Here is a 17,922-nt window from a genome sequence, read left to right on the forward strand (position 1 = left end):
GTGTCACTGGTCCTTGCGGGGGGTCGGTCGACCGGATGTCTGGCCGCCTGTCGGCCGCGCCGGTGGCGTGGGTGTGACGGAGGGACCGGTCCCCGAGGTGGTGCTTGACGGGGGAGGTGAGGAAGGCGCCACGGGACGCGGCATCGGAGACGGTGCCGCCGCGGCGGGAGCCGGCGGCGAGATCGGCCGTGCGGTGCTGGGCGTCGAGCCGGTGGCGGCGGGACGGGCAGGCGCGGCGGTGCTGGGTGTCGAGCCGGTGGCGGCGGGACGGGCAGGCGCGGCGGTGCTGGGTGTCGAGCCGGTGGCGGCGGGACGAGCGGGCGCGGCGGTGCTGTTGGCCAAGGGCCGGTCCGGGGCTGAGCCGACGACTGGGTTGGAGGTCGTTCCCTCCGGGTTGGCCGTGGCCGGAGCGCCGGAAGTGGCGTGGTCGTTGGCCGAGGACCAGTCCGGGGCTGAGCCGACGACTGGGTTGGAGGTCGTTCCCTCCGGGTTGGCCGTGGCCGGAGCGCCGGAAGTGGCGTGGTCGTTGGCCGAGGACCAGTCCGGGGCTGAGCCGACGACTGGGTTGGAGGTCGTTCCCTCCGGGTTGGCCGTGGCCGGAGCGTCCGGGGCTCCGGACTCCTGCTGACCCGGGGTCTGGGCCGAGCTGTCGTTATTCGCGGCGCCAGGTCCCTGCATTCCCGGCGAGCTGGTGGCCTTGTTCTTCGCCATGTCCAGGCCGGCCTTGGCCACGGCCGCCCCAACGGCGACCGGTCCGCCAGCAGCAGCGGTTCCGCCGCCCATCTTGGCTCCGGCCGCCTTGGCGCCTGCGGACTTCCCGCCGCCGACCACGGCGTCCTGCACCCGGGAGTTGATCGCCCGGTTGGCGTGTTGGCCGGGCCCGTCGATCGCGGCTGCCGGCCCCGAGGACTGGGCGGCCTTCCGATCGTGGTGGAGCTGGGCCATCTCGTCGCCGAAGGCGGGCACCCACCTGTAGAGCGTGGCGCTTGCGAAGACGGCAAGCAGGAGGATCAGCGCCCCAACCAGCGTCTTGGAGACCACGTCGGACATGCTGCCCGAGGTGTCGCTGAGGACCGCCCCGCCGAGGCCGAGCAGAGCGAAGAGCACTGGCTTGCTCAGGCCGATGGCGAAGATGCCGCCGAACCACTTCTTGCTCTTGCCCCACAGGTCACGGTCAACGAGCCCCGCGTTCACGAGCGGGCCGAGCGCGACGGCTACGTAGATTGCAGCGCTGCGGATCAGCAACTCGATCCACATCAGCAGCGCGCCGAGCATCATGATGAGGTTGACGACCAGTAGCTGCCCCACGCCCTCCGTGGGGTTCGACGCCATCGCCGTGAGGAGGTTCGCCAGGAACGGCTTGAAGTTCGATGTCGCGTAGGGCTCGAAGATGGCCGTGACTTCGTCGATGGCCTTCATCAGCAGCGCAAGCGCGCCTGGCGTCATCGCATTGACTACGAACTGGAGGAGCAGGAAGCCGACTGCCTCGGAGACCGCTGTGGTCACTGGTACCCCGCGGATAGCTCGCTTGGCGACGGCGATCAACCAGAGCGCGACGGTCAGCAGGCTGCTGGCCGCAAAGATGATCGCGTACTGCTGCAGGAAGCCGGCTGAGGTGAGGTCGAGCTTTGTCGTGTTCTGGATCAGATCCAGCATCTGCTGGAGGAACCAGATGTTGGCCTCGGTCAGCTTCTGGAGCAGGAACCCCAGCGGGTCCTTGACGAAGTCGATCGCGGCCTTCGTCTCGCAGACGAGCGGGATGTAGCAGAAGATGGAGTCCGCGTTCGCGGCCGGGATGAAGAAGAACCCGATGGCCATATTGACCATAGCGATCGTCTGGAGCCGGCGCCGCCAGCGGCTGGGAGCGCTCCGTTCGAGCCTCAGCAGGCCGGGGGCATCGTCACGCAGTCGCAGGCGCATTGCTGGCACCCCCCACGTCCGCGAAGCTGTCGGCGGAGTCCGCCTCCTGCATGACAGGCGGGGACGGCACGAGCGGCCCCGACGGCGTGACGGCCGTCGTCTTCCACGTGCCGTCGACCCAGGCCAGATCCACGGTCATCCGGAGGAAGGCGATCTGCGGGCGCTGGGTCTCGTCCTTGCCCGCGACCCCGCCGACCGACGCCGTCCACAGTTCGATGCTCGCGGCCTGGTCGGAGCAGGAGATGGTGCGGGCTGCCAGGGCCGCCGTCCGCGTGATCAGTTCGCTGCCGTCGGCCGTCTTGCCGTCCGTACCGACCCCTCGGTTGGCCGAGACCAGCCGGGCCGTCGAGTCCGCGTCCGAGGTGACCGAGGCCAGCACGCTCGGTGCAGCCGTTGCCGCCAGCATCCGGTGCCGCCAGTCGGCATCGGTGAAGAACCGCGGGTCGCCGTAGAGCATGACCGCACTGACAGCAGCAGCGCGGGCCCCCTGCTCGCTCCTCTCGTACGGTGCGGGGAAACCGCCCTGCCCGGTGGCGCCGGTCACGACGGGATCTCCCGCAGCGGCCGGCACGTAGTTGACGAAGTCGCCAGGGACGTTGGACGCCTGCCGCACGTCGATCGGGGCGAACAACCCCGAAGTGGTCGAACTGTCGCGGAGCTTCCAGTCGTTGGACTCCCAGACCAGAGTGACCGTCACCGACTGGTACCCAACGCTCGGCGTCGCGTGCCCGGCCGCGCTTCCGCGGACCGTCGTCGTCCACAACCGGACCATGGCCCCCCGGTCGTCGTATCCCAGGACCCGGGCGGACAGAACTCCGGTGCGGGCGATGGCCTGTTCGACGGAAAACGTGGGGTTGTCGCCCTGTAGCGCTCCGATGGCTTGAGCGGCGGACAGGTCGGCCTTCTTCTCCGCCGCGTCGGCGGTGCCCTGAGCAGCCATGGCCGACACGGCCCGGTCCCGGTCGTACGGGTTCGCGAGGAAGTCGGCGCTTCCGCTGACCACGGTGTAGTTCGCCGCTGCTGCCTTCGCGCCGTCCTGGGTGTGCGGGTAGCCCACCGGCACGCCGCTCACCGTCTGACCGCGCTCCGCGCTCGCCCGCAAGGTCGGTCGGGCGGCTGACGCGGCCGAGGCAGAGGGTGCGGAGGGGGAGCCAGTCGCGAGGCTGACGATCACCCCGGCGACGGTGACGGCTGCGGCCCCACCGGCGGCGACGCTCCAGAGCCTCGCGGACGGCCGAGGCGGTCCGGCCGCCGCAGAAGAATCGTTTCGCCTTACGGATCGGGAGGCCATGGGTCACACACCCATGCCGTACGTGATGCCGAAGATGGTGCCGAAGCTGGCGACGAGGAAGACGACGGTCAGGCCGCCGACCATCATGCCCTTGCCGCGCGAGCTTTCCATCGTGCTGTGGCCCTCGCCGAACCAGCCCTTGCTCTTGCCTACACCCGCGAGGAACGCCCCGGCGCCGATGACGAGAACAACAGCGGCAAGCACGCCGAGGATCACCTTGGCCGTACCGCCGAGCTTCGAGAACGGGCCCCAGTCCGGGGTCACCCCGGATACGATGTCAGCACCTCCAGCGAGCAAGGTGTGCAGGGAGGGGTCGGTCGCAGCAGACAGCAGAGTGTGCATTTCAGATCCTTAGTCCGTTAAGAGTTATTTGCGGTGATTTAGCTGATATGCCGCATTGCGACGATGGTGTTGATCGGGCCCGCAGAGCCGGTCCACTGGGCGAGCGGAGTGATCCGTACGACCGCTCCCGTGTGCGGCGCCTCGATGACCTGGCCGTCGCCGATGTACATAGCGACATGCCCAGGAGCCGCAGCGCTGCCGTCCGATCCTGGGGTGAACAGCAGGTCACCCGGGGCGAGTTGAGAGACGCTGGCCACGGCTGTGCCGGAATTGACCTGGTCGTAGGTCGTTCGGGGGAGGTTCACGCCGGCCGAGGCCCAGGCCATCTTGGTGAGTGAGGAGCAGTCGCAGCCGTCCGAACCCGCGTACGGCGAGACGCAGTTGCCGCCCCACTGGTACCAGGTCCCCAAGGCCGTCTTCGCTGCGGCCACCGCCCGAGCGGCGCCGTCACTGCCAGGGACGCCCGGCTGGATGGCGTCCGCCCACTTCGCGGCCAGGTCCCGGATGTTCTTCACGTAGTCCCGGGTCTCGGCGTACGGGGGAATGCCGCCAAACTTGATCACGGCACCACTGCCCGCGTTGTACGCCGCGAGCATGTTCTCCGTGGGATCCCCTGGCACGCCCTTGACTTCGTTGGCAAGGACGCAGTCGTACTTGGCTTGCGCCGCGACGGCGTCGGCCGGGTTGAAGACATCCTTGACTCCGTCGCCGTCCCCGTCCGCGCCGTACTGGGCCCAGGTGGATGGCATGAACTGCGCGATGCCTTCTGCTCCAACCGGCGACACGGCCTTGGGGTCGAAGCTGGACTCGGTGTAGAGCTGGGCCGCCAGGAGCGATGCCGTGACCTGCGGGCACTCGCCAGCGTGCTTATTGACGAGGTCGCGGACCCAGCCGGGAACGGGAGCGTCGGTGGCGATGCCACCGCCTGGGCCGGTCTCCTTGGCGGAGGCGGTGTCGGCCCCGCCGAACGTGGTCAGCAGTGTGATCCCCGAGACGGTCAGCGCCGCGACGAATCCCACGCCTGCTTGTGCGCCCTTGTTCATCGAGCCTCGTCACGCCCAGGGCAGCGCGGTGACGCGCCAGCCCTGGGAGGTCTGCCCCAGACGGAGGGCGAGCTGTTCGCTGCTGCGCTGTTCCGGCCCGGATTGCGGGGTGGTGGTGAGGGTGTAGTTCACGCGAATCAGAGCGGAGGTCTGCGTCGGGCCCGGAGCGCCGTCCGGAATTGCGGCAGAGGTGATCTCGACCGTCTGGACGGCCTGTTCGGCGCGCAGCTTGGCCCACGCGGCATCCTGGCTCGGCCGCTTCTGGCTCAGGATGTCCACCAGCTCACCGGCCGCGAACTTGGCTGCCCGGCCGCCAGCATCGGCGTAGGAGCCGTCCTTGCCGTCGCGAGCATCGTGCTCGACGTAGGCCGTGGTGAACGCCCGTGCTGTCACCTCGGCGTCCCCCGGCAGAGCTGTGCCCGGAGTCGCGGCCGGGCCTGCTGCGACAGCGGGAGCGTTCGACTCGGTGCTGTTCGCCGACACCGAGTGCGGCTGCGCGGTCGCGGCGCTGGAAGGGCTCGTCGGCGAGCTGGAGCAGCCGGCCGTGAGTACGGCCAGGGCCCCGACGCCGCCCATAGTGGCTGATATGCGTATGAAACGGATGGATCGAGGCATGCGGGAACCACAACCTTGGTGCGAAAGGGGATTTCGAGAGATCGGGGGTTGCGGCCCCAAAGAGAGGGGGCCGCAGCCCCCTTCGCGGAGGGAGAGAATTCCTCTGCGGTCTTTACCGGCGCTTCGCCAGAGAATTCGGGCCTTCGTTCGGCCCCGATGCCGAGCCCCATGTTCCCTCAGCTCATGGCATGGTTAAAAAGGGGCGGGCATGCGGATGACGCAATCACTCATATCAAGGCAATCATCCCCTTCTCGGAAAAGGTGAGCCCAGGCAAGAAGGCTCCATTTGGCCGGATCTGCCTTGTGGCGTTGGCCGTGCCCAAATCCTCGCAGAGGTCCGCGGACAACTCGAATCAGCAAAAAAGCCGGAACCTAATTCCTGGAATTAGGTTCCGGCTTCTTCCGCGAAAGGCTATTTCACGCGGTTTGGCGAAGGTGCTCGATCGCTACACCGAGCCAGGCGGCTGCGGGGCCGGTGATGAGCACCGGGGCGCACACGGCGTAGGAGAGTACGAGTTCGGCGGGGCCTGTCGTGACGGCCGTCAGGAGGGAGTGGTCGAACGGCAGCCAGTCCGGCGAACCGGACGGCCTGAGTCGCACTCCGGCGGAGGTCAAGACCAGCCGGGCCGGTGTGTGGTCGCGCCACTGCGGCTCGGCGGCAGCCTCCGCCTCTCGGCGCCGCCGGGCGTCGAGAGGGTTGGCTACCCACTGCTGGCCGAACGTCGGGTGGGTCTCGAAGTACCCGGTCGAGCGTCGGTGCTCGACCTCGGTCCCGTAGAACCGGGCGGCCGAACACCACACGTCCGCAAGGGCGACCTCACCCTCAGCCAGAGGGAAGTCCGCCATCGGGACCGGCGTCAACGGGCCGCCGTTCTGGAGGTGAAGCGCGAGCGCGGACGCTGCTTGCACGCCATCGGGACGGACGGCGTCCTCGGCCTGGTTCTGCCGGCGTCGCCACATGGTCTTTCCTTCCTGGTCAACAGGGTTGTGCGCGGTCGCTGCGGTGGGAGGCCGCAGCGACCGCGTGGCACCAATGAGATGAGATCACCAGATGGTGCTGGAGGCACCGGCGGGGGCTTCCGCGCGCCGGTCCTCTTCGTCCTTCAGCCGGGCCAGCAGGATGCCAAGGCGGTCATTGCTGATCGGCAGCCGAGCGCGGACCGCTTCCTGGATCGCGTCACGGCTGATCCGTCCCGCCTGGCGGGAAGCGGCCCGCGCGACCGGCAGCAGGTCGTGAAGCCACTCGTCGTCGGCCTCCCGATCCTGCGGGAGTTCGACGTCGTCCGGGACGGACGGCTCTTCGTCGTCCGCGTGGGTGCGGACCGCCTCCGGCGCCGGCGCCTCGGCCGCAGCCAGAGGCGGCAGCGCCTCCCGGTCCTGTGGGGCCCAGGCGCCGTTCGGGACGGGCAGCTCCTCGCCGTCCGTGCGGACGCGGACCGCCTCCGAGACCGGCGCTTCGGCCGCACCCGCAGACTGAGGTAGCGCCTCGCGGTCCGCAGGGGCGGTGGCGAGGTTGTCCACCTGGTCCTGCTCCTCGCCCGCAGGGCCCGCCGCTGCGGACGGGCGCACGCCTGAACCGTCCGGGGCAGGCTCGCTGTGCTGATAGCTGCCGCTTTTCCGCAGGTCAACGGTCGTACGAGTGGCGCTGACTGCCGGGGACGGTGGGGCTGCGACGCCGGTTGTCTCGGTCGTCGACGCGGCCTCCGCCGGGTGAGACTCCGGCGTTGTCGTGGTGCTGGCGGGTGGCGGAGCGTCTTGGCGGACCAGTCCGGGACCACCCTCCGTGCGGTCCGGGACGGACAATTCGGCGGTCCGCGCCATCAGGATGTACAGGTGCACGGAGCCCGCCAGCGCCAGCGGCGCGAGCATCGACAGCACCGCGACGACGGTGTCTGTGAGGTGCAGCGGGGACTGCGCGGACTGCGGACCGCGATTCAGCGTGATCGCGTGTAGGGCGTTCGCGCCCAGGCTCGCTGCGGTCGCCGAGAGGAAGAGGAACCAGGTGTACAGCCGCGCGAAGAACGGCCGGTGGCGAAGGAGGAGGATCGCCCGGACGCCGTACGCGATGAAGCCGTCGATGAACACGGGGAATAGGTAGCTCAGGCTCTCCCGTGCGTGGATCGCGATGGCGATCTGCCTGAGCGCGTCGTAAGAGAACGCGAAGCCGGCCGCGCCGAGCAGGGTGACCGCCGCGCGGTCCCAGCCGGTCATGCCTTGCAGGGAGACCGCGTTCCGCGGCTCTGCGTCCGTCTGCTCTATGTGTACGTGCGACATCAGAGGTTGCCTCCGTCGCGCGGGGCGATGAACGGCCAGGCCGGAGTCTGGGAGAGCAGCTGTCCGAGCTGTTCCAGGGATGCCACCTCGTGCAGGTGCTGGCTGGGGCAGCTGGTGCACGACACCCGCAGCGTGATGCGCTCGGTGCCGCCGTGGTCGGAGTAGTAGAGCTCCAACTGCTGGCCGCCGACGGTGTCGAGCGAGGCGAACGCCTGGAGGTGTTCCTCGAAGGACAGGAGGCCAATGGTCTCCCAGCCGAGCGAGGTTGCCTCGTCGCCGAGGAGCTGGCGTGCGTACCGCGCCGCCGCCTCGATGGACCTTGGGCCCCAGGCGCGGAAGGCGTCTTCCCGAGCGGCAGTGCGCCGCTTCTCGCCGACCGTGAGGTGTTCGGCCGCAGCGACCATGATCGGGTGGTTCATCGGGAGCCTTCCAGGAAGTAGCAGGTGGAGATTGTGTTGCTGTCGTTGGCGAGTCGAAGGAGGACGTCCGCGTGGCACGGCGCATCCAGAGGGCAGGTGCACATGAGGTCCCGGCCGCGAAGTGCATGGGCGAAGCGGTCGGCGTAGCAGTGACCTACCGGACCCCGCAGCATGGCTGCGAAGAGGTCCACCACCTCCGCCGCGTCCATCGGCGCTCCGACCAGCGATGGGCCGCGCTCCCCTGCCGTGAACGGGTTCGCGTACTTGCTGCGCGGCCCGACATACACACAGGCTGTGGACAGCCCGGCGGCGTCTGGGGCCGCTCCGCAGAGACGAACGGGCATCAGGCCGCCCTCCCGCCGCGCCGACGGTCAGCGCCGATCATCGGCACGAGGCTGGTCACCATCTCGGCAAGCCGACTTGCCACCCGGGCTCCGACGAAGTCGGTCAGGTCCGGCCCGTTCTCGTCCCGGGCGGGAAGGTTCGAGGTGATGACGGTCGGCAAGCAGTGGTTGTACCTGTAGTTGACGAGCCTGTACGTCACCTCTTCGACCCACTCCGAAGCCTTCGCGGTGCCGAGGTCGTCCAGCAGCAGGTACTGCACTTCGCTCAGCCGTCGCAGCTCACGCTCCGCCGCGCCCATGACCTGGGAGGGCCGCAGCCTGCCGTACATGTCGGCGCTGTTCACGGTGATCACCTCGAACCGGTCTGGGCCGCCGGCCGCGATCCGCCGCAGTGCGCCGAAAGCTTCGTGGGTCTTGCCAGTCCCGGTCTGGCCGGTGAGGAGCAGTGCACCGGCGGCGGCGTTGTCGATGAGCGCGCGATCGGCCCAGGCGGTGACCTCCGGAAGGGTCGCGTCGGCGTCGCGATACCGGGGCGGCGTCGCCGCGCTCCAGCGGCTCAGCGCGTACTCGGCGCGGGCGCGGTGGTGCCACTGCTGGTCGCCCGGGCTCTCCTCCGGCGAGGTGTCGCCGATGTCTCCCGGCACGACCTGTAGCCCTCTCGCGGCGAGAATTCGTTCCATGGCCCGCAGGGATGCGGCGCTGGCCACGCGCTCTGGCTGGGCCATGATCAGAATCCGTTCTGGTAGGCGCTGGGTTGGGCGGTGTTCTGGAACGGAACCCAGGTCCCGGGCTGCCGTCGCAGCGGGACGACGTTGGTCTGAGCCGTTGCTTCCGGGGCCTGCGCCGGGAGGTCCGCCCAGATGCGAAGCAGGTAGCGGGCGGACAGCGGCGGGCGGTCGGCGTTCCAGCGCCGGGCGACCATCTCGACCAGCCTGCCGTGGCCCCAGCGGGCCGCAAGAGCTGTTACCCGGTCCCATTCCGCTTCGGTCAGTCGCCAGCCGACGATCATTCCGGCACCCGTCATCGCTGTTACCAGCTCTTTGGCGCCTGCTGGGACGTCGACCGAGTTCTGTCCGGCCGGAGATTCTCGGAGATTTGAACCAGGAAAGCTAGCTTGCTTTTTGGTGGTGGTAATACTCCCGTAGGGAGTATTACCACCACGCGTATGCGATGACGAAACTTCCGACTCGCCATGCAGAGACTTCCACCTTGGGGCCGTCGGAGAGGTCTTCCGGGAAGATGCTTCCGGGAACCTTGTTCCGGGTTGCGGCATCTCCGGGGGCGAAGTAGGAAGTTCTGTGCTCGGAACGGCCGGAGTGCCGGCAGCCTGGTCAATGAGGAGGATCGAGTAACTGTTGGGGTTGGAGGCGCCCCCGCCGCGCTCGCGGCTGAGTTCGCCGAGCGACGCCAGATCTCCGAGGCACGTCGATATCGAGCGGACCGTGAGCCCGGTAAGCCGGGAGATCTCTTCCAGGGTCAGGGATGCACGACCCTTCTCGTCGGCCTCACGGGCGAGCGCGAGCAGGACGAGCCGTGATCCCCTGCACGACTTGGACTCTGACCACACCAGGTCCGTGGCTATTTCACTCATCAGAAGTTCCCGTCGAATATCGCTATGCGCCGTGCCGGTGCGAGGCCGAATGACTCATCGTCTTCCGGGATATACCCGTTCTGATGCGGTTCCGGGGTGAGATAGAGTTCCCCGGCCGGAAGGTAGAAGTCGTGGGCGACCCGCCAGTCGGCTTGGTCGCCGAAATAGCTTCGGATTAGGCGGACCGCTCCCTCCTCCGCTTGACGGTCGCGGACAAGGCGGTGGAAGTCCGGCTCGAAGAAGTAGGTGTCGGCCCGATGCTCCGGGTAAATCCGGACCAGAACCGCAGTGGGTGCTATTTTCCGAAGCGCCTGCCCGAGGCTCTTGTGCGTTGAGGCTGTGAGTTCGTCTTGAGACATGGTGAGGCTCCCGGACCGCAAGGGCTTCATTGCGGGGAAGAATCGTTTCCTCGCCACCGATTAGGCGGCATCGGTGCTGTGCATCGGCATCGGCGCGGCCTGCTCCGGCCGGTGCTTCTGGCGATGGGTGCGCGCGAGCTTCAACAGGTAGTCGTGCGTGACCCCGAGCCCCCTTGCGACAGCGCCAGGGTCCATCGACAGGTCCTCCGCGAACCGGGCAACCACCTCGTCCCGCTCAGCCTTGCTCAGCGTCGCGGTCGAACCCTGTAGCGCTCGCCGGACAGCGGACTCGTTCACGCGCTGCTGCCAACTCGTGCGCAGGGCCGAACGCTCCGAGGCCAGGAGGCCGCCTCGAATTCCGAACTCTTCGTTATCCCGCAAGGACTCGACCAGGCATCGGGCGGCTGTCGCCAGCGGGCACGATGCGCACAGATTCAGCGGCTTGACCAGAGCAAGGCGCAGGCGTTTCGCGGTCTCCACCGGGTCTTCCTGTGGTCCGTCCCCGGTAGGAAAGAAGATTTCGGTGTCCTGGCCATCGCATTTGGCGTCTTCGGCCCAGTGTTTCCCACTGGCCTTCCTGGATTCCCCGACAAGTGGGTTCCAGTCGCCCTGCAAAGCCGATTGGGCAAGGTGAGATACGGTGGGCCGCTGCTGGCTGTGGCCAGCTACTTGGGATGAGGTTCCCCCGGGCATGGCAAGCATGCGATACTCCATGGTTGCTAGGAGCGCGTGCAGCGGCCTCTCGCCAAAGATGTCCCGCTGCCCGCGTAGTAGTGAATCGGCGCCCTTCGGGTGCGCTGCCCCGGCGTCCAGGAGTTGGTAGCTCCAGGACGCCGGTCTCATTTCTGGCCGTCGTTACGGCATCGACCCCCCTCTCGCGCCCCACGTCTAGGCCGGGAGCAGAATCCACGGGGCGGTTCGGGGCGCACTTCCGCCCCCGTCCACACCCCGCCTGACCAGCAGAGACGGACTTTGGTGCGTCCTGCTGTTGGAAGTAACGTACACCAAAGTACGCGTGATGGGGAGACTAAAGTGCACCCGACTCCCCTAGGGGTGCCGGCGGCGCACTAGAGTGTGTACATCGCCGCATCTATGGAGCATCGCCTTGGGAGTCTTCAAGCACAGACTGAACCACCTCTTCGCGACCGTCCCGAGCCCAGCCGGGAGGAAGTTCACGAACCAGGAGGTGGCCGACCTCACTGCGGCCTGGGCTGCCGAGTCTGGAGACGAGGGCGGGAGCATCAGCGCCAGCTTGATCCAGAAGCTCCGCGCCGGCACGAAGGACAACCCGACCACCTCGACTGTCAAGGCGCTAGCGGCGGTCTTCAAGGTGCGAGCGAGCTACTTCATTGACGACGAGGAGCCCGCCGCCGCCCCGGCTGAGAGCGATTCGCCGGTGGGCCGGCAGGACTTGGAGCGACTTATCAAGGACAAGGCCGTTCAGAATCTCGCCCTGCGGGCTGACGGCCTGTCTCCGGAGACCCTGTCGACCCTCGCAGGATTCATCGAGCGGGCCCGCTCCCTGGAAGGTCTCGACAACAATAAGGAATCCGATGGTTAAGTCTTTGACTATCGCCAGGCCATCTGATCTGTAGTCAGATCACGTTTCGATCACATGGTTCATTACCGTAAGTGATGAACCATCGTCCGGGCGTTGATCCAGCCCGTAGCTGCGCGAGTCGAACATAACGCTCCGCAGTCTCCCGGTTCGGAAGTTGCGCGGGTCACATTTGACGCATCTGCCGTTCACCTAAGCTCTTGGCTTGAATCCGGGGGAGCGGAAGGAAAGTTCAGAACGGGAAAAGGATCATGCGTAACTGGCGCAGACAGGGCGGCCAGGGTAGCGGAGCAAGCGGCGATTTCTCTGCTATCGCAGCCACCCTAGATATACCGGTCCCGTTCACCATCGAGAAGCTGTGCCAAAGCATAGCTTCGAGGCGTGGGCGACCTATTCACATCCACGCGATAGAGCACAAGGGCGCGTCCAACAAGCTGCCGTGCGGCGCCTGGATCGCCCTGGAGAATGCCGACCACATCTTCGTGGAAAACGCGACGAGCCCGCTGCATCGCTCCCACATCATCCTTCACGAGCTGTGCCACATGCTGCTCGGGCACTCGTGCCTGCCTACGGAAGAACACGAGGTGCCGGTCGAGTCCTCCGACCGGCGACGCAGTCTTGCAGAAGTCCTCTCCGTCGAGGAGTGGGCCGGCTTCCCGATCAATCGCATCGTCAGTCTTCTCGGTCGCACGAGCTACACGCACGCCGACGAAAAGGATGCCGAAGGACTCGCAGGCGTGCTTGCCCGGCGGATTCGCCAGTCAGAAGAGGCAGCCAAGCGCCCAACCGACCCTCTGTCGAGCCACCTCTTGAACGCCCTGACCGAGTAGACGACCATGATCGTAATCAATCTGAGCGTCTGCGCAGCCCTGTGGGCCATCACGGTCTGGCGGGCGCCGGGAGCCTGGCGGAACAAGGAAAAGCGTCCCTTGTGGGCGGCCTTCTTCGTGCTCGGCTTGGAGATGTGCTTCTCCTCAGATCCGGCCGCCCGGTGGCTGGACACGACTATCGGGGTCAACAGCCTCTCCGCGCTGTTCAAGCACGCTGCGGCAGTCAGCGCTGCGGCATTCGTCCTACACTTCCTGGCTGCTGCAATGGCCAGCTCCCGGCCGGCTGCTGCAACCGGGGTGCGACTGATGCGCGTTGGGGTCGTGGTCCCTGTGGTGACGCTGGCGGTGATGATCACGTTGTTCGTGATGGCCGAGCGTCCGCACGAGGCCGTTGACCTGCTGACCGCCTACCCAGACGACCCCTTGGTGCTGGCGTACGTCCTGGTCTGGACCACGTACTTCGGGTGGGCCATGCTGACCGCCTCGCGGCTCTCGTGGCAGTGGTCTCGAAGGCCAGGTCCGGCGCTCCTCCGCCGGGGTCTTGGCCTGATCTGCCTCGGTACGAGTATCGGCATCCTCTACACGGTGCACCGCGCCTCGATGCTGTTCTTTGCCCGGTTCGACGTGCACCCGGTGCCAGCGGCAGCGGACGCTGCGCTGAACGGTCTCCTGGCCCTCGTGCCGCTGCTGCTGATCTGCGCCGGGAGCACCATGCCGACCTACCCCAAGGTGCGGACTGCCGTCCTTCAGCACCGCGATCTGACCAAGCTCTACCGACTGTGGGACCACCTCAGCGAGGCTGCCCCTCAGATCCGATACGGCCGCAAGCGGCACAGGGTGCACGACGCCCTCGACGTCCGTGACGCCCGCGGCCGTCTGTACCGGCGCACCATCGAGATCCGCGACGCCATCCTCATCCTGAACGGCAGTGCGCCGATGTCCGTTCGGCTTCGGGCAGCGGACCACGTCGAGGACGCTGGACTCGTAGGCCCTGCGGCCACCACCGCTGCTGACGCCTGCTGGCTGCGGGCTTCCCGCGAGGCCCACACCGCCGGACTCGCCCGCGCAGGAAGCCCGGAGGCACCTGCCCAGGCCGGCAGCGACCTCGACACCGAGGCCCGCCTCCTCCTAGACCTGTCCGACGCCTACTTCTCAGACCTCGCTGTGACCTTCGCCCGACAGCACGTCGAGCGGCTTAGCACCGCCCGTTCCGCCCCATCAGGAGCTACACCGTGACCTTCTCACCGCCCGCACCGCCCGCCTTCTCGGACTGCACCCCGGCCCAGAAGACCGCCAAGATCATCACGGATGTCCTCGCTCCTGCCAACCTGGTCATCGTCCTCTTGCTGCTCGTCGGCTGGCACAGCACCCACTCCTGGGCAGGCGTCGGCTGGGGACTCCTGGCCGCGCTCTTCTGCGGCGTGATCCCCATCAGCATCGTGCTGCTTGGCGTCAAGCGCGGAGAACTCACCGACAAGCACATCCGGGTTCGGCGCCAGCGGGTCATCCCGATGGCCCTCAGCCTCATCTCGGTAGTCGTCGGCATCACCCTGCTCTACGTCCTGAACGCCCCGTCCGACGTCTCTGCACTCGTGGTCGCCATGCTCGTCGGACTCGTCTCCTCGCTGCTGGTCACCATCCGCTGGCAGATCTCGATCCACAACTCCGTGGCGGGCGGGACCGTCATGATCCTTCTGCTGGTCTTCGGCCCCTGGGCGCTTCCCGCCGTACTCGGCGCCATCGCCATCGGCTGGTCCCGGATCATCCTCAAGGCCCACACGATCGCGCAGATCCTTGCTGGCACGGCTCTGGGCGGCACTGCTGCCCTGACGTTCGTCCTTCTTCGATAGCGAGGGCCCACGGGTCTGCGCTCACCGGCTGAGGGCCTCGTGACCGCCGTCTCCGGCCGCACCCTCGGGGCCTATCTCCGGGGCCGTCGTGGTGAGGACTCCATGCGGCTCATTGCGGACGCACTTGCTTGATCCGGACCAGCCACGGACCAAGGCTGGTGTCGGATCAGGTTTCAGCAGGTCAGGCCATGTTTACGCGACGGCCTGTAAATCTGCCGGCTATGCCTACGTAGGTTCGAACCCTACACCAGCCACAGGATAAAAGAAGGCCCCTGACCTGCGAAAACGTAGGTCAGGGGCCTTCTTGTTTGAGCTGAACAAGCCTTGATGTCAGGGTGGTGTTTTGCGAGGTTTGTCCCACCTTGTTCCGCCCAGCTACCAGTCCTGACCAGCGTTTACGGACCAGGCGCGGACCAAAGATCACGATCCGTCGGGCACCGACCGGCGACTCAGTCGCTCAGTGATCAGACGGTTGGCGTGGTCCTCGTCACCGTGGATGCACTTGGCGTAGACCCGGAGCAGGACGGCGATGCTGTGGCCAGCCCGCCGAGCGCACTCCGCCGGGGCCACCCCGGACGCCAGCCACAGCGAGATGCCCGCGTGCCGACCGTCGTAGGGACGCTTCGCCAGTGGCGTGGCCTGTTCCTCCACGCTGAGGACTTCAGCGCGGGCTGTGGACCAGACGACGCCGTAGCCGCTCTCCTGGACCATCCCGTTGCGGAGGGTGCGGAACAGGCGGCCGTCGGGCGCGGTGCCGTACTGCTCGATGTGCTCGCGCAGCAGCCGCACCAGCTCCGGCGGGATGGGCACCGGTCGGACGGCCTTCTCTGAGCGGTGCTTCAGTGCCCTGGGGTCGTGGGTGGCCCCGGTGTCGGTCCAGCTCGACCCCACGCGAGGGCTGTTCCCGTTGAGGTTGAGCCGGCCCCAGCCCGTTTCCGGCAGCACGCAGCGGTCCTTGCGCAGGTGGACGACTTCACCGGGCCGCATCCCGGCGTAGTAGATGCACGCGAAGAACGCCACTAGCCGAGGTCCCCGACGGCCCTGACTGCCGATCGCGGCCAGCATGGCGGTGACCTGCTCCGGGTTCATCACGTACTCGGGGTTTACCTCCTCCTCGATCTGCGGAGCCTGCCACTGGACCGCCGACAGCGGATTAGCCGCCAGTAGGCCGTCCTCAATGGCCAGGCCGATGACGTGCCCGAGGATCGCCCGCTTCCGCCGGATCGTGGACGCAGCGGCCTTGGTCCCGTCGAGCTTCACGGACAGCGCGGCGAGCATCCTTCGTGCCACCTTGGCTTCCTCCAGCTCGGAGACGTCCAGCGAGTTCCGCGCGACCCATGCGAGTGCCTTCGCCACCTCGGCCGGCGGCTCCTCGTCCCACCGGTTCACGTTGAAGCCCCAGGAGTAGAGCGCGCGACGGAGGACATGCTTGTCCGGCATGCCCGCCTTGCTCTTGACCAGCTCGAACGTGACGGTCGCCAGGGCATCGGCCCAGGTGGTCCGCGTTTTGGCCGGGGCGCCGTCCCATCGGGCCTCGACGTAGTTCCGGCCGTGCTGGTACCAGGTGACGGCCTTCTCGTCCTCCTTGAGCTTGCGGAGTTCGGAGAGCGGTAGGCCGGTCTCGGTGTCGAACGGCTCGTGGCTGGCTGCTGCCGTCACCAACTGGGCTTTGCGCCCATCGGCCTGAGTTTTCGTCAGATAGGACTCCGAGAACTCGCCAGTGGCCACGGTCCAGCGCACCATCCAGGGTGACTTTCGCCCCGGTCGGTGGCGGTGGTCCCAGAACTTGACCCGATAGGAGGTCGCCATCAGGCCGCAACCTCCTGTGCTGCCCACCAGGCATCGAGGTCGCTGCGGCGGATGCGAATCTGGTTGTTGGGGAGCTTCATGATCTTGGGGCCCTGGCCGCGGGCTGTCATGCGATAGAAGGCGGAGCGGGACATGTCGATCTCTGCTAGGACGGCTTCGAGTTTCAACTTCGAATCGGACATTGTGCGCCTTTGGTCGTGCCGGGGGGCTTTAGGGGTAAATGTTCAAGGAGATTCGACAAGCGAATGCAGGGAGTTCGGTTACCAGAGGCTCAGCGGTCGCCCTTCGGCGATCGCTGCCCGAACGCGTACGGCGATCTCCGCCTCAGGCTCACCGACCGCCAAGCCAGCGCGGATGGCGGCACCTACCGCGCGAGAGCGTCCGGCCGGGCCACGGAGATCTGCGAGTGGGCTGCCCGGGTCGCGCCGGCGGGCTACCCATTCGGCCCGGTTCTCGGCCGCCGTGCCGAGCCGGAGGTGCGTCGGCTGCTGGCAGGAGTGGTTGTCGCAGGTGTGGCAGACGGTCAAGTTGCCCGCTCCCCAACCGAGTCGGGGAATGACGCCGCGCGCGAGTTGGTACCCGTACAAATGGCCTGGCACTGTGCCGCGTCGCGTCCTGCCGGGCCGTGAGGCTGCTCGAAAGGTGGCATGGCCAGTGCTTGAGATTCCGCCGATGAAGAACCAGCAGTCCTCCACTGGTGAGGTGCGGTGGACCTTCGCCCAGTAGCGGGTCCGAACAGATACATCGGTCAGCCAAGTAGTCCACTCAACTGCACTTATCCGTACGGGTATTGGATCTCCGATGAGAGACAGCTGCTCGTCGGTACTAGCGGGCCTGAACTTGTACACCGCTGAGAGCGGGAAGAGACCGGGCCCGAGACCGTTGTCAGGTGTCATCGGCCAGGGCGCCATTCGGGGTGGAGGCGGGGGCCGGGGGTGATGAAGCCGATGCATCTGCCTGAGGCTTGCGGGCTCGGTGGGTGGAGCGCGGACGCTGGGCATGGTCACGCAGCGCCTCGATGACCTCCTTTGCCCGAGCAGCGGTAACAGGCTTCGCCTCGCGCTCCAGGTCTTCCGCTGGTACGCCCACCAATGCCGAGACCAATTCGGCGTCGTTGTCGAACAATCGAAGGACAGCCGCCGCAGCCTCTCGCGCTGCGACGTCCGCCTCTTCCTTCGCCTTGGCCGCCCTCACCGCGCTTTCGCGCGTGGCCAAGACGTTCGCCGCAGCAATCTCCCGCGTACGTGCCTGAACCGCTTCGACAGCCCGAACCCGCCGGCGAATTTCCGCCACGCTCACCGAAGCCGCTGGAACCGTACTCACTCGTCCCTCATCCCTGCCAGAACCTTTCATTGCGCGCACCGTAAGCAGGAGTCCGCGGACACCTCAAATCCCGGTGTCAGGAAGGAACTTCCAGGTTGTTGTGCCTCCGGCGGGTCCTCTCTCGGAGGGGGTGGGGGGTGGGTGTGCGGGTGCGGCGTTGGTGGTGGTTGGGGTTGTGGGGGCGGGGTTCCCTCCTCGGTCGGACACCCGTTGGGCGTACCAGGGCCCCGGGCGGGGTGTCCAGGCCGGGCCGCTGCGCGGTCGCTGCGCGAGCCTGGACACCCCACCCGGAACCCCGGTGCGGCGGAGCTGTCCGACCGAGGAGGGAACCCCGCCCAGGGCCCGCTGTGGCCG

At 67.3% G+C, this 17,922-nt stretch carries 20 protein-coding genes; 4 read left to right on the forward strand and 16 right to left on the reverse strand.

Annotation, left to right across the window (positions count from 1 at the left end; genetic code table 11):
* Positions 1–3 precede the first annotated feature (3 nt).
* The 13 genes from P3T34_RS00890 to P3T34_RS00950 form a co-directional block, all read right to left on the reverse strand.
* Positions 4–1,818, reverse strand: coding sequence for a hypothetical protein (locus P3T34_RS00890; RefSeq protein WP_280664008.1), 1,815 nt, complete (start codon positions 1,816–1,818; stop codon positions 4–6).
* An 82-nt stretch (positions 1,819–1,900) separates the two neighbouring features.
* Positions 1,901–2,992 (reverse strand): hypothetical protein, encoded by a 1,092-nt coding sequence (locus tag P3T34_RS00895; RefSeq protein WP_280664009.1) that lies wholly within the window; start codon positions 2,990–2,992, stop codon positions 1,901–1,903.
* A gap of 222 nt (positions 2,993–3,214) precedes the next feature.
* Positions 3,215–3,553 (reverse strand): hypothetical protein, encoded by a 339-nt coding sequence (locus P3T34_RS00900; RefSeq protein ID WP_280664010.1) that lies wholly within the window; start codon positions 3,551–3,553, stop codon positions 3,215–3,217.
* Between the two features lie 38 nt (positions 3,554–3,591).
* Positions 3,592–4,596: a bifunctional lytic transglycosylase/C40 family peptidase gene (locus P3T34_RS00905; RefSeq protein WP_280664011.1), complete on the reverse strand. Its 1,005-nt coding sequence runs from the start codon at positions 4,594–4,596 to the stop codon at positions 3,592–3,594.
* A 9-nt stretch (positions 4,597–4,605) separates the two neighbouring features.
* On the reverse strand, positions 4,606–5,172 hold the full coding sequence (locus P3T34_RS00910; RefSeq protein WP_280664012.1) for a hypothetical protein: 567 nt from the start codon (positions 5,170–5,172) through the stop codon (positions 4,606–4,608).
* A 456-nt stretch (positions 5,173–5,628) separates the two neighbouring features.
* The gene (locus P3T34_RS00915; protein WP_280664013.1) at positions 5,629–6,171 is read right to left on the reverse strand and encodes a hypothetical protein; all 543 of its coding nucleotides are present in this window, start codon (positions 6,169–6,171) and stop codon (positions 5,629–5,631) included.
* 84 nt (positions 6,172–6,255) lie between these two features.
* A complete protein-coding gene (locus P3T34_RS00920) occupies positions 6,256–7,422 on the reverse strand; it encodes a DUF2637 domain-containing protein (protein ID WP_280664014.1) in 1,167 nt (388 codons plus the stop codon).
* Between the two features lie 62 nt (positions 7,423–7,484).
* Positions 7,485–7,904, reverse strand: coding sequence for a DUF6195 family protein (locus tag P3T34_RS00925; protein WP_280664015.1), 420 nt, complete (start codon positions 7,902–7,904; stop codon positions 7,485–7,487).
* On the reverse strand, positions 7,901–8,248 hold the full coding sequence (locus P3T34_RS00930) for a DUF4326 domain-containing protein (RefSeq protein ID WP_280664016.1): 348 nt from the start codon (positions 8,246–8,248) through the stop codon (positions 7,901–7,903). The genes P3T34_RS00925 and P3T34_RS00930 overlap by 4 nt, the downstream gene beginning before the upstream one ends.
* A complete protein-coding gene (locus P3T34_RS00935; protein ID WP_280664017.1) occupies positions 8,248–8,973 on the reverse strand; it encodes an ATP-binding protein in 726 nt (241 codons plus the stop codon). Before P3T34_RS00935 ends, P3T34_RS00930 begins: the two co-directional genes overlap by 1 nt.
* A 2-nt stretch (positions 8,974–8,975) precedes the next feature.
* The gene (locus P3T34_RS00940; protein WP_280664018.1) at positions 8,976–9,272 is read right to left on the reverse strand and encodes a hypothetical protein; all 297 of its coding nucleotides are present in this window, start codon (positions 9,270–9,272) and stop codon (positions 8,976–8,978) included.
* 566 nt (positions 9,273–9,838) lie between these two features.
* Positions 9,839–10,198 (reverse strand): hypothetical protein, encoded by a 360-nt coding sequence (locus P3T34_RS00945; RefSeq protein ID WP_280664019.1) that lies wholly within the window; start codon positions 10,196–10,198, stop codon positions 9,839–9,841.
* Between the two features lie 60 nt (positions 10,199–10,258).
* Positions 10,259–10,900: a WhiB family transcriptional regulator gene (locus tag P3T34_RS00950; protein ID WP_280664020.1), complete on the reverse strand. Its 642-nt coding sequence runs from the start codon at positions 10,898–10,900 to the stop codon at positions 10,259–10,261.
* Between the two features lie 403 nt (positions 10,901–11,303).
* Here P3T34_RS00950 and P3T34_RS00955 point away from each other — a divergent pair, with 403 nt between their 5' ends.
* The 4 genes from P3T34_RS00955 (at position 11,304) to P3T34_RS00970 (ending at position 14,436) form a co-directional block, all read left to right on the forward strand.
* A complete protein-coding gene (locus P3T34_RS00955) occupies positions 11,304–11,759 on the forward strand; it encodes a transcriptional regulator (protein ID WP_280664021.1) in 456 nt (151 codons plus the stop codon).
* Between the two features lie 248 nt (positions 11,760–12,007).
* Positions 12,008–12,586, forward strand: a complete 579-nt coding sequence (locus P3T34_RS00960) for a hypothetical protein (protein ID WP_280664022.1) — start codon at positions 12,008–12,010, stop codon at positions 12,584–12,586.
* Between the two features lie 6 nt (positions 12,587–12,592).
* The gene (locus tag P3T34_RS00965) at positions 12,593–13,822 is read left to right on the forward strand and encodes an MAB_1171c family putative transporter (protein WP_280664023.1); all 1,230 of its coding nucleotides are present in this window, start codon (positions 12,593–12,595) and stop codon (positions 13,820–13,822) included.
* A complete protein-coding gene (locus P3T34_RS00970; protein WP_280664024.1) occupies positions 13,819–14,436 on the forward strand; it encodes a hypothetical protein in 618 nt (205 codons plus the stop codon). Before P3T34_RS00965 ends, P3T34_RS00970 begins: the two co-directional genes overlap by 4 nt.
* A gap of 420 nt (positions 14,437–14,856) precedes the next feature.
* Here P3T34_RS00970 and P3T34_RS00975 read toward each other — a convergent pair whose 3' ends face one another.
* From P3T34_RS00975 to P3T34_RS00985, 3 genes are all read right to left on the reverse strand, one after another.
* The gene (locus P3T34_RS00975) at positions 14,857–16,179 is read right to left on the reverse strand and encodes a site-specific integrase (protein WP_280664025.1); all 1,323 of its coding nucleotides are present in this window, start codon (positions 16,177–16,179) and stop codon (positions 14,857–14,859) included.
* 65 nt (positions 16,180–16,244) lie between these two features.
* Positions 16,245–16,427, reverse strand: a complete 183-nt coding sequence (locus tag P3T34_RS00980) for a helix-turn-helix domain-containing protein (protein ID WP_280664026.1) — start codon at positions 16,425–16,427, stop codon at positions 16,245–16,247.
* 703 nt (positions 16,428–17,130) lie between these two features.
* Positions 17,131–17,544 carry a hypothetical protein gene (locus P3T34_RS00985; protein ID WP_280664027.1) on the reverse strand — a complete coding sequence of 138 codons (414 nt, stop codon included), beginning with the start codon at positions 17,542–17,544 and terminating at the stop codon, positions 17,131–17,133.
* Positions 17,545–17,922 lie beyond the last annotated feature (378 nt).

Origin of the sequence: Kitasatospora sp. MAP12-44 (assembly GCF_029892095.1) — a bacterium.
In the GTDB taxonomy this organism is placed as follows: domain Bacteria; phylum Actinomycetota; class Actinomycetes; order Streptomycetales; family Streptomycetaceae; genus Kitasatospora.

Excerpts from the sequence above, each read along its gene's own strand:
- P3T34_RS00980 (WP_280664026.1), bottom strand. The coding sequence starts at position 16,427 with ATGTCCGATTCGAAGTTGAAACTCGAAGCCGTCCTAGCAGAGATCGAC.
- P3T34_RS00965 (WP_280664023.1), top strand. The coding sequence starts at position 12,593 with ATGATCGTAATCAATCTGAGCGTCTGCGCAGCCCTGTGGGCCATCACG.
- P3T34_RS00940 (WP_280664018.1), bottom strand. The coding sequence starts at position 9,272 with ATGACGGGTGCCGGAATGATCGTCGGCTGGCGACTGACCGAAGCGGAA.
- P3T34_RS00950 (WP_280664020.1), bottom strand. The coding sequence starts at position 10,900 with ATGCTTGCCATGCCCGGGGGAACCTCATCCCAAGTAGCTGGCCACAGC.
- P3T34_RS00905 (WP_280664011.1), bottom strand. The coding sequence starts at position 4,596 with ATGAACAAGGGCGCACAAGCAGGCGTGGGATTCGTCGCGGCGCTGACC.
- P3T34_RS00975 (WP_280664025.1), bottom strand. The coding sequence starts at position 16,179 with ATGGTGCGCTGGACCGTGGCCACTGGCGAGTTCTCGGAGTCCTATCTG.
- P3T34_RS00925 (WP_280664015.1), bottom strand. The coding sequence starts at position 7,904 with ATGAACCACCCGATCATGGTCGCTGCGGCCGAACACCTCACGGTCGGC.
- P3T34_RS00910 (WP_280664012.1), bottom strand. The coding sequence starts at position 5,172 with ATGGGCGGCGTCGGGGCCCTGGCCGTACTCACGGCCGGCTGCTCCAGC.
- P3T34_RS00935 (WP_280664017.1), bottom strand. The coding sequence starts at position 8,973 with ATGGCCCAGCCAGAGCGCGTGGCCAGCGCCGCATCCCTGCGGGCCATG.
- P3T34_RS00960 (WP_280664022.1), top strand. The coding sequence starts at position 12,008 with ATGCGTAACTGGCGCAGACAGGGCGGCCAGGGTAGCGGAGCAAGCGGC.
- P3T34_RS00945 (WP_280664019.1), bottom strand. The coding sequence starts at position 10,198 with ATGTCTCAAGACGAACTCACAGCCTCAACGCACAAGAGCCTCGGGCAG.
- P3T34_RS00915 (WP_280664013.1), bottom strand. The coding sequence starts at position 6,171 with ATGTGGCGACGCCGGCAGAACCAGGCCGAGGACGCCGTCCGTCCCGAT.
- P3T34_RS00930 (WP_280664016.1), bottom strand. The coding sequence starts at position 8,248 with ATGCCCGTTCGTCTCTGCGGAGCGGCCCCAGACGCCGCCGGGCTGTCC.
- P3T34_RS00900 (WP_280664010.1), bottom strand. The coding sequence starts at position 3,553 with ATGCACACTCTGCTGTCTGCTGCGACCGACCCCTCCCTGCACACCTTG.
- P3T34_RS00890 (WP_280664008.1), bottom strand. The coding sequence starts at position 1,818 with ATGGCCATCGGGTTCTTCTTCATCCCGGCCGCGAACGCGGACTCCATC.
- P3T34_RS00920 (WP_280664014.1), bottom strand. The coding sequence starts at position 7,422 with ATGACCGGCTGGGACCGCGCGGCGGTCACCCTGCTCGGCGCGGCCGGC.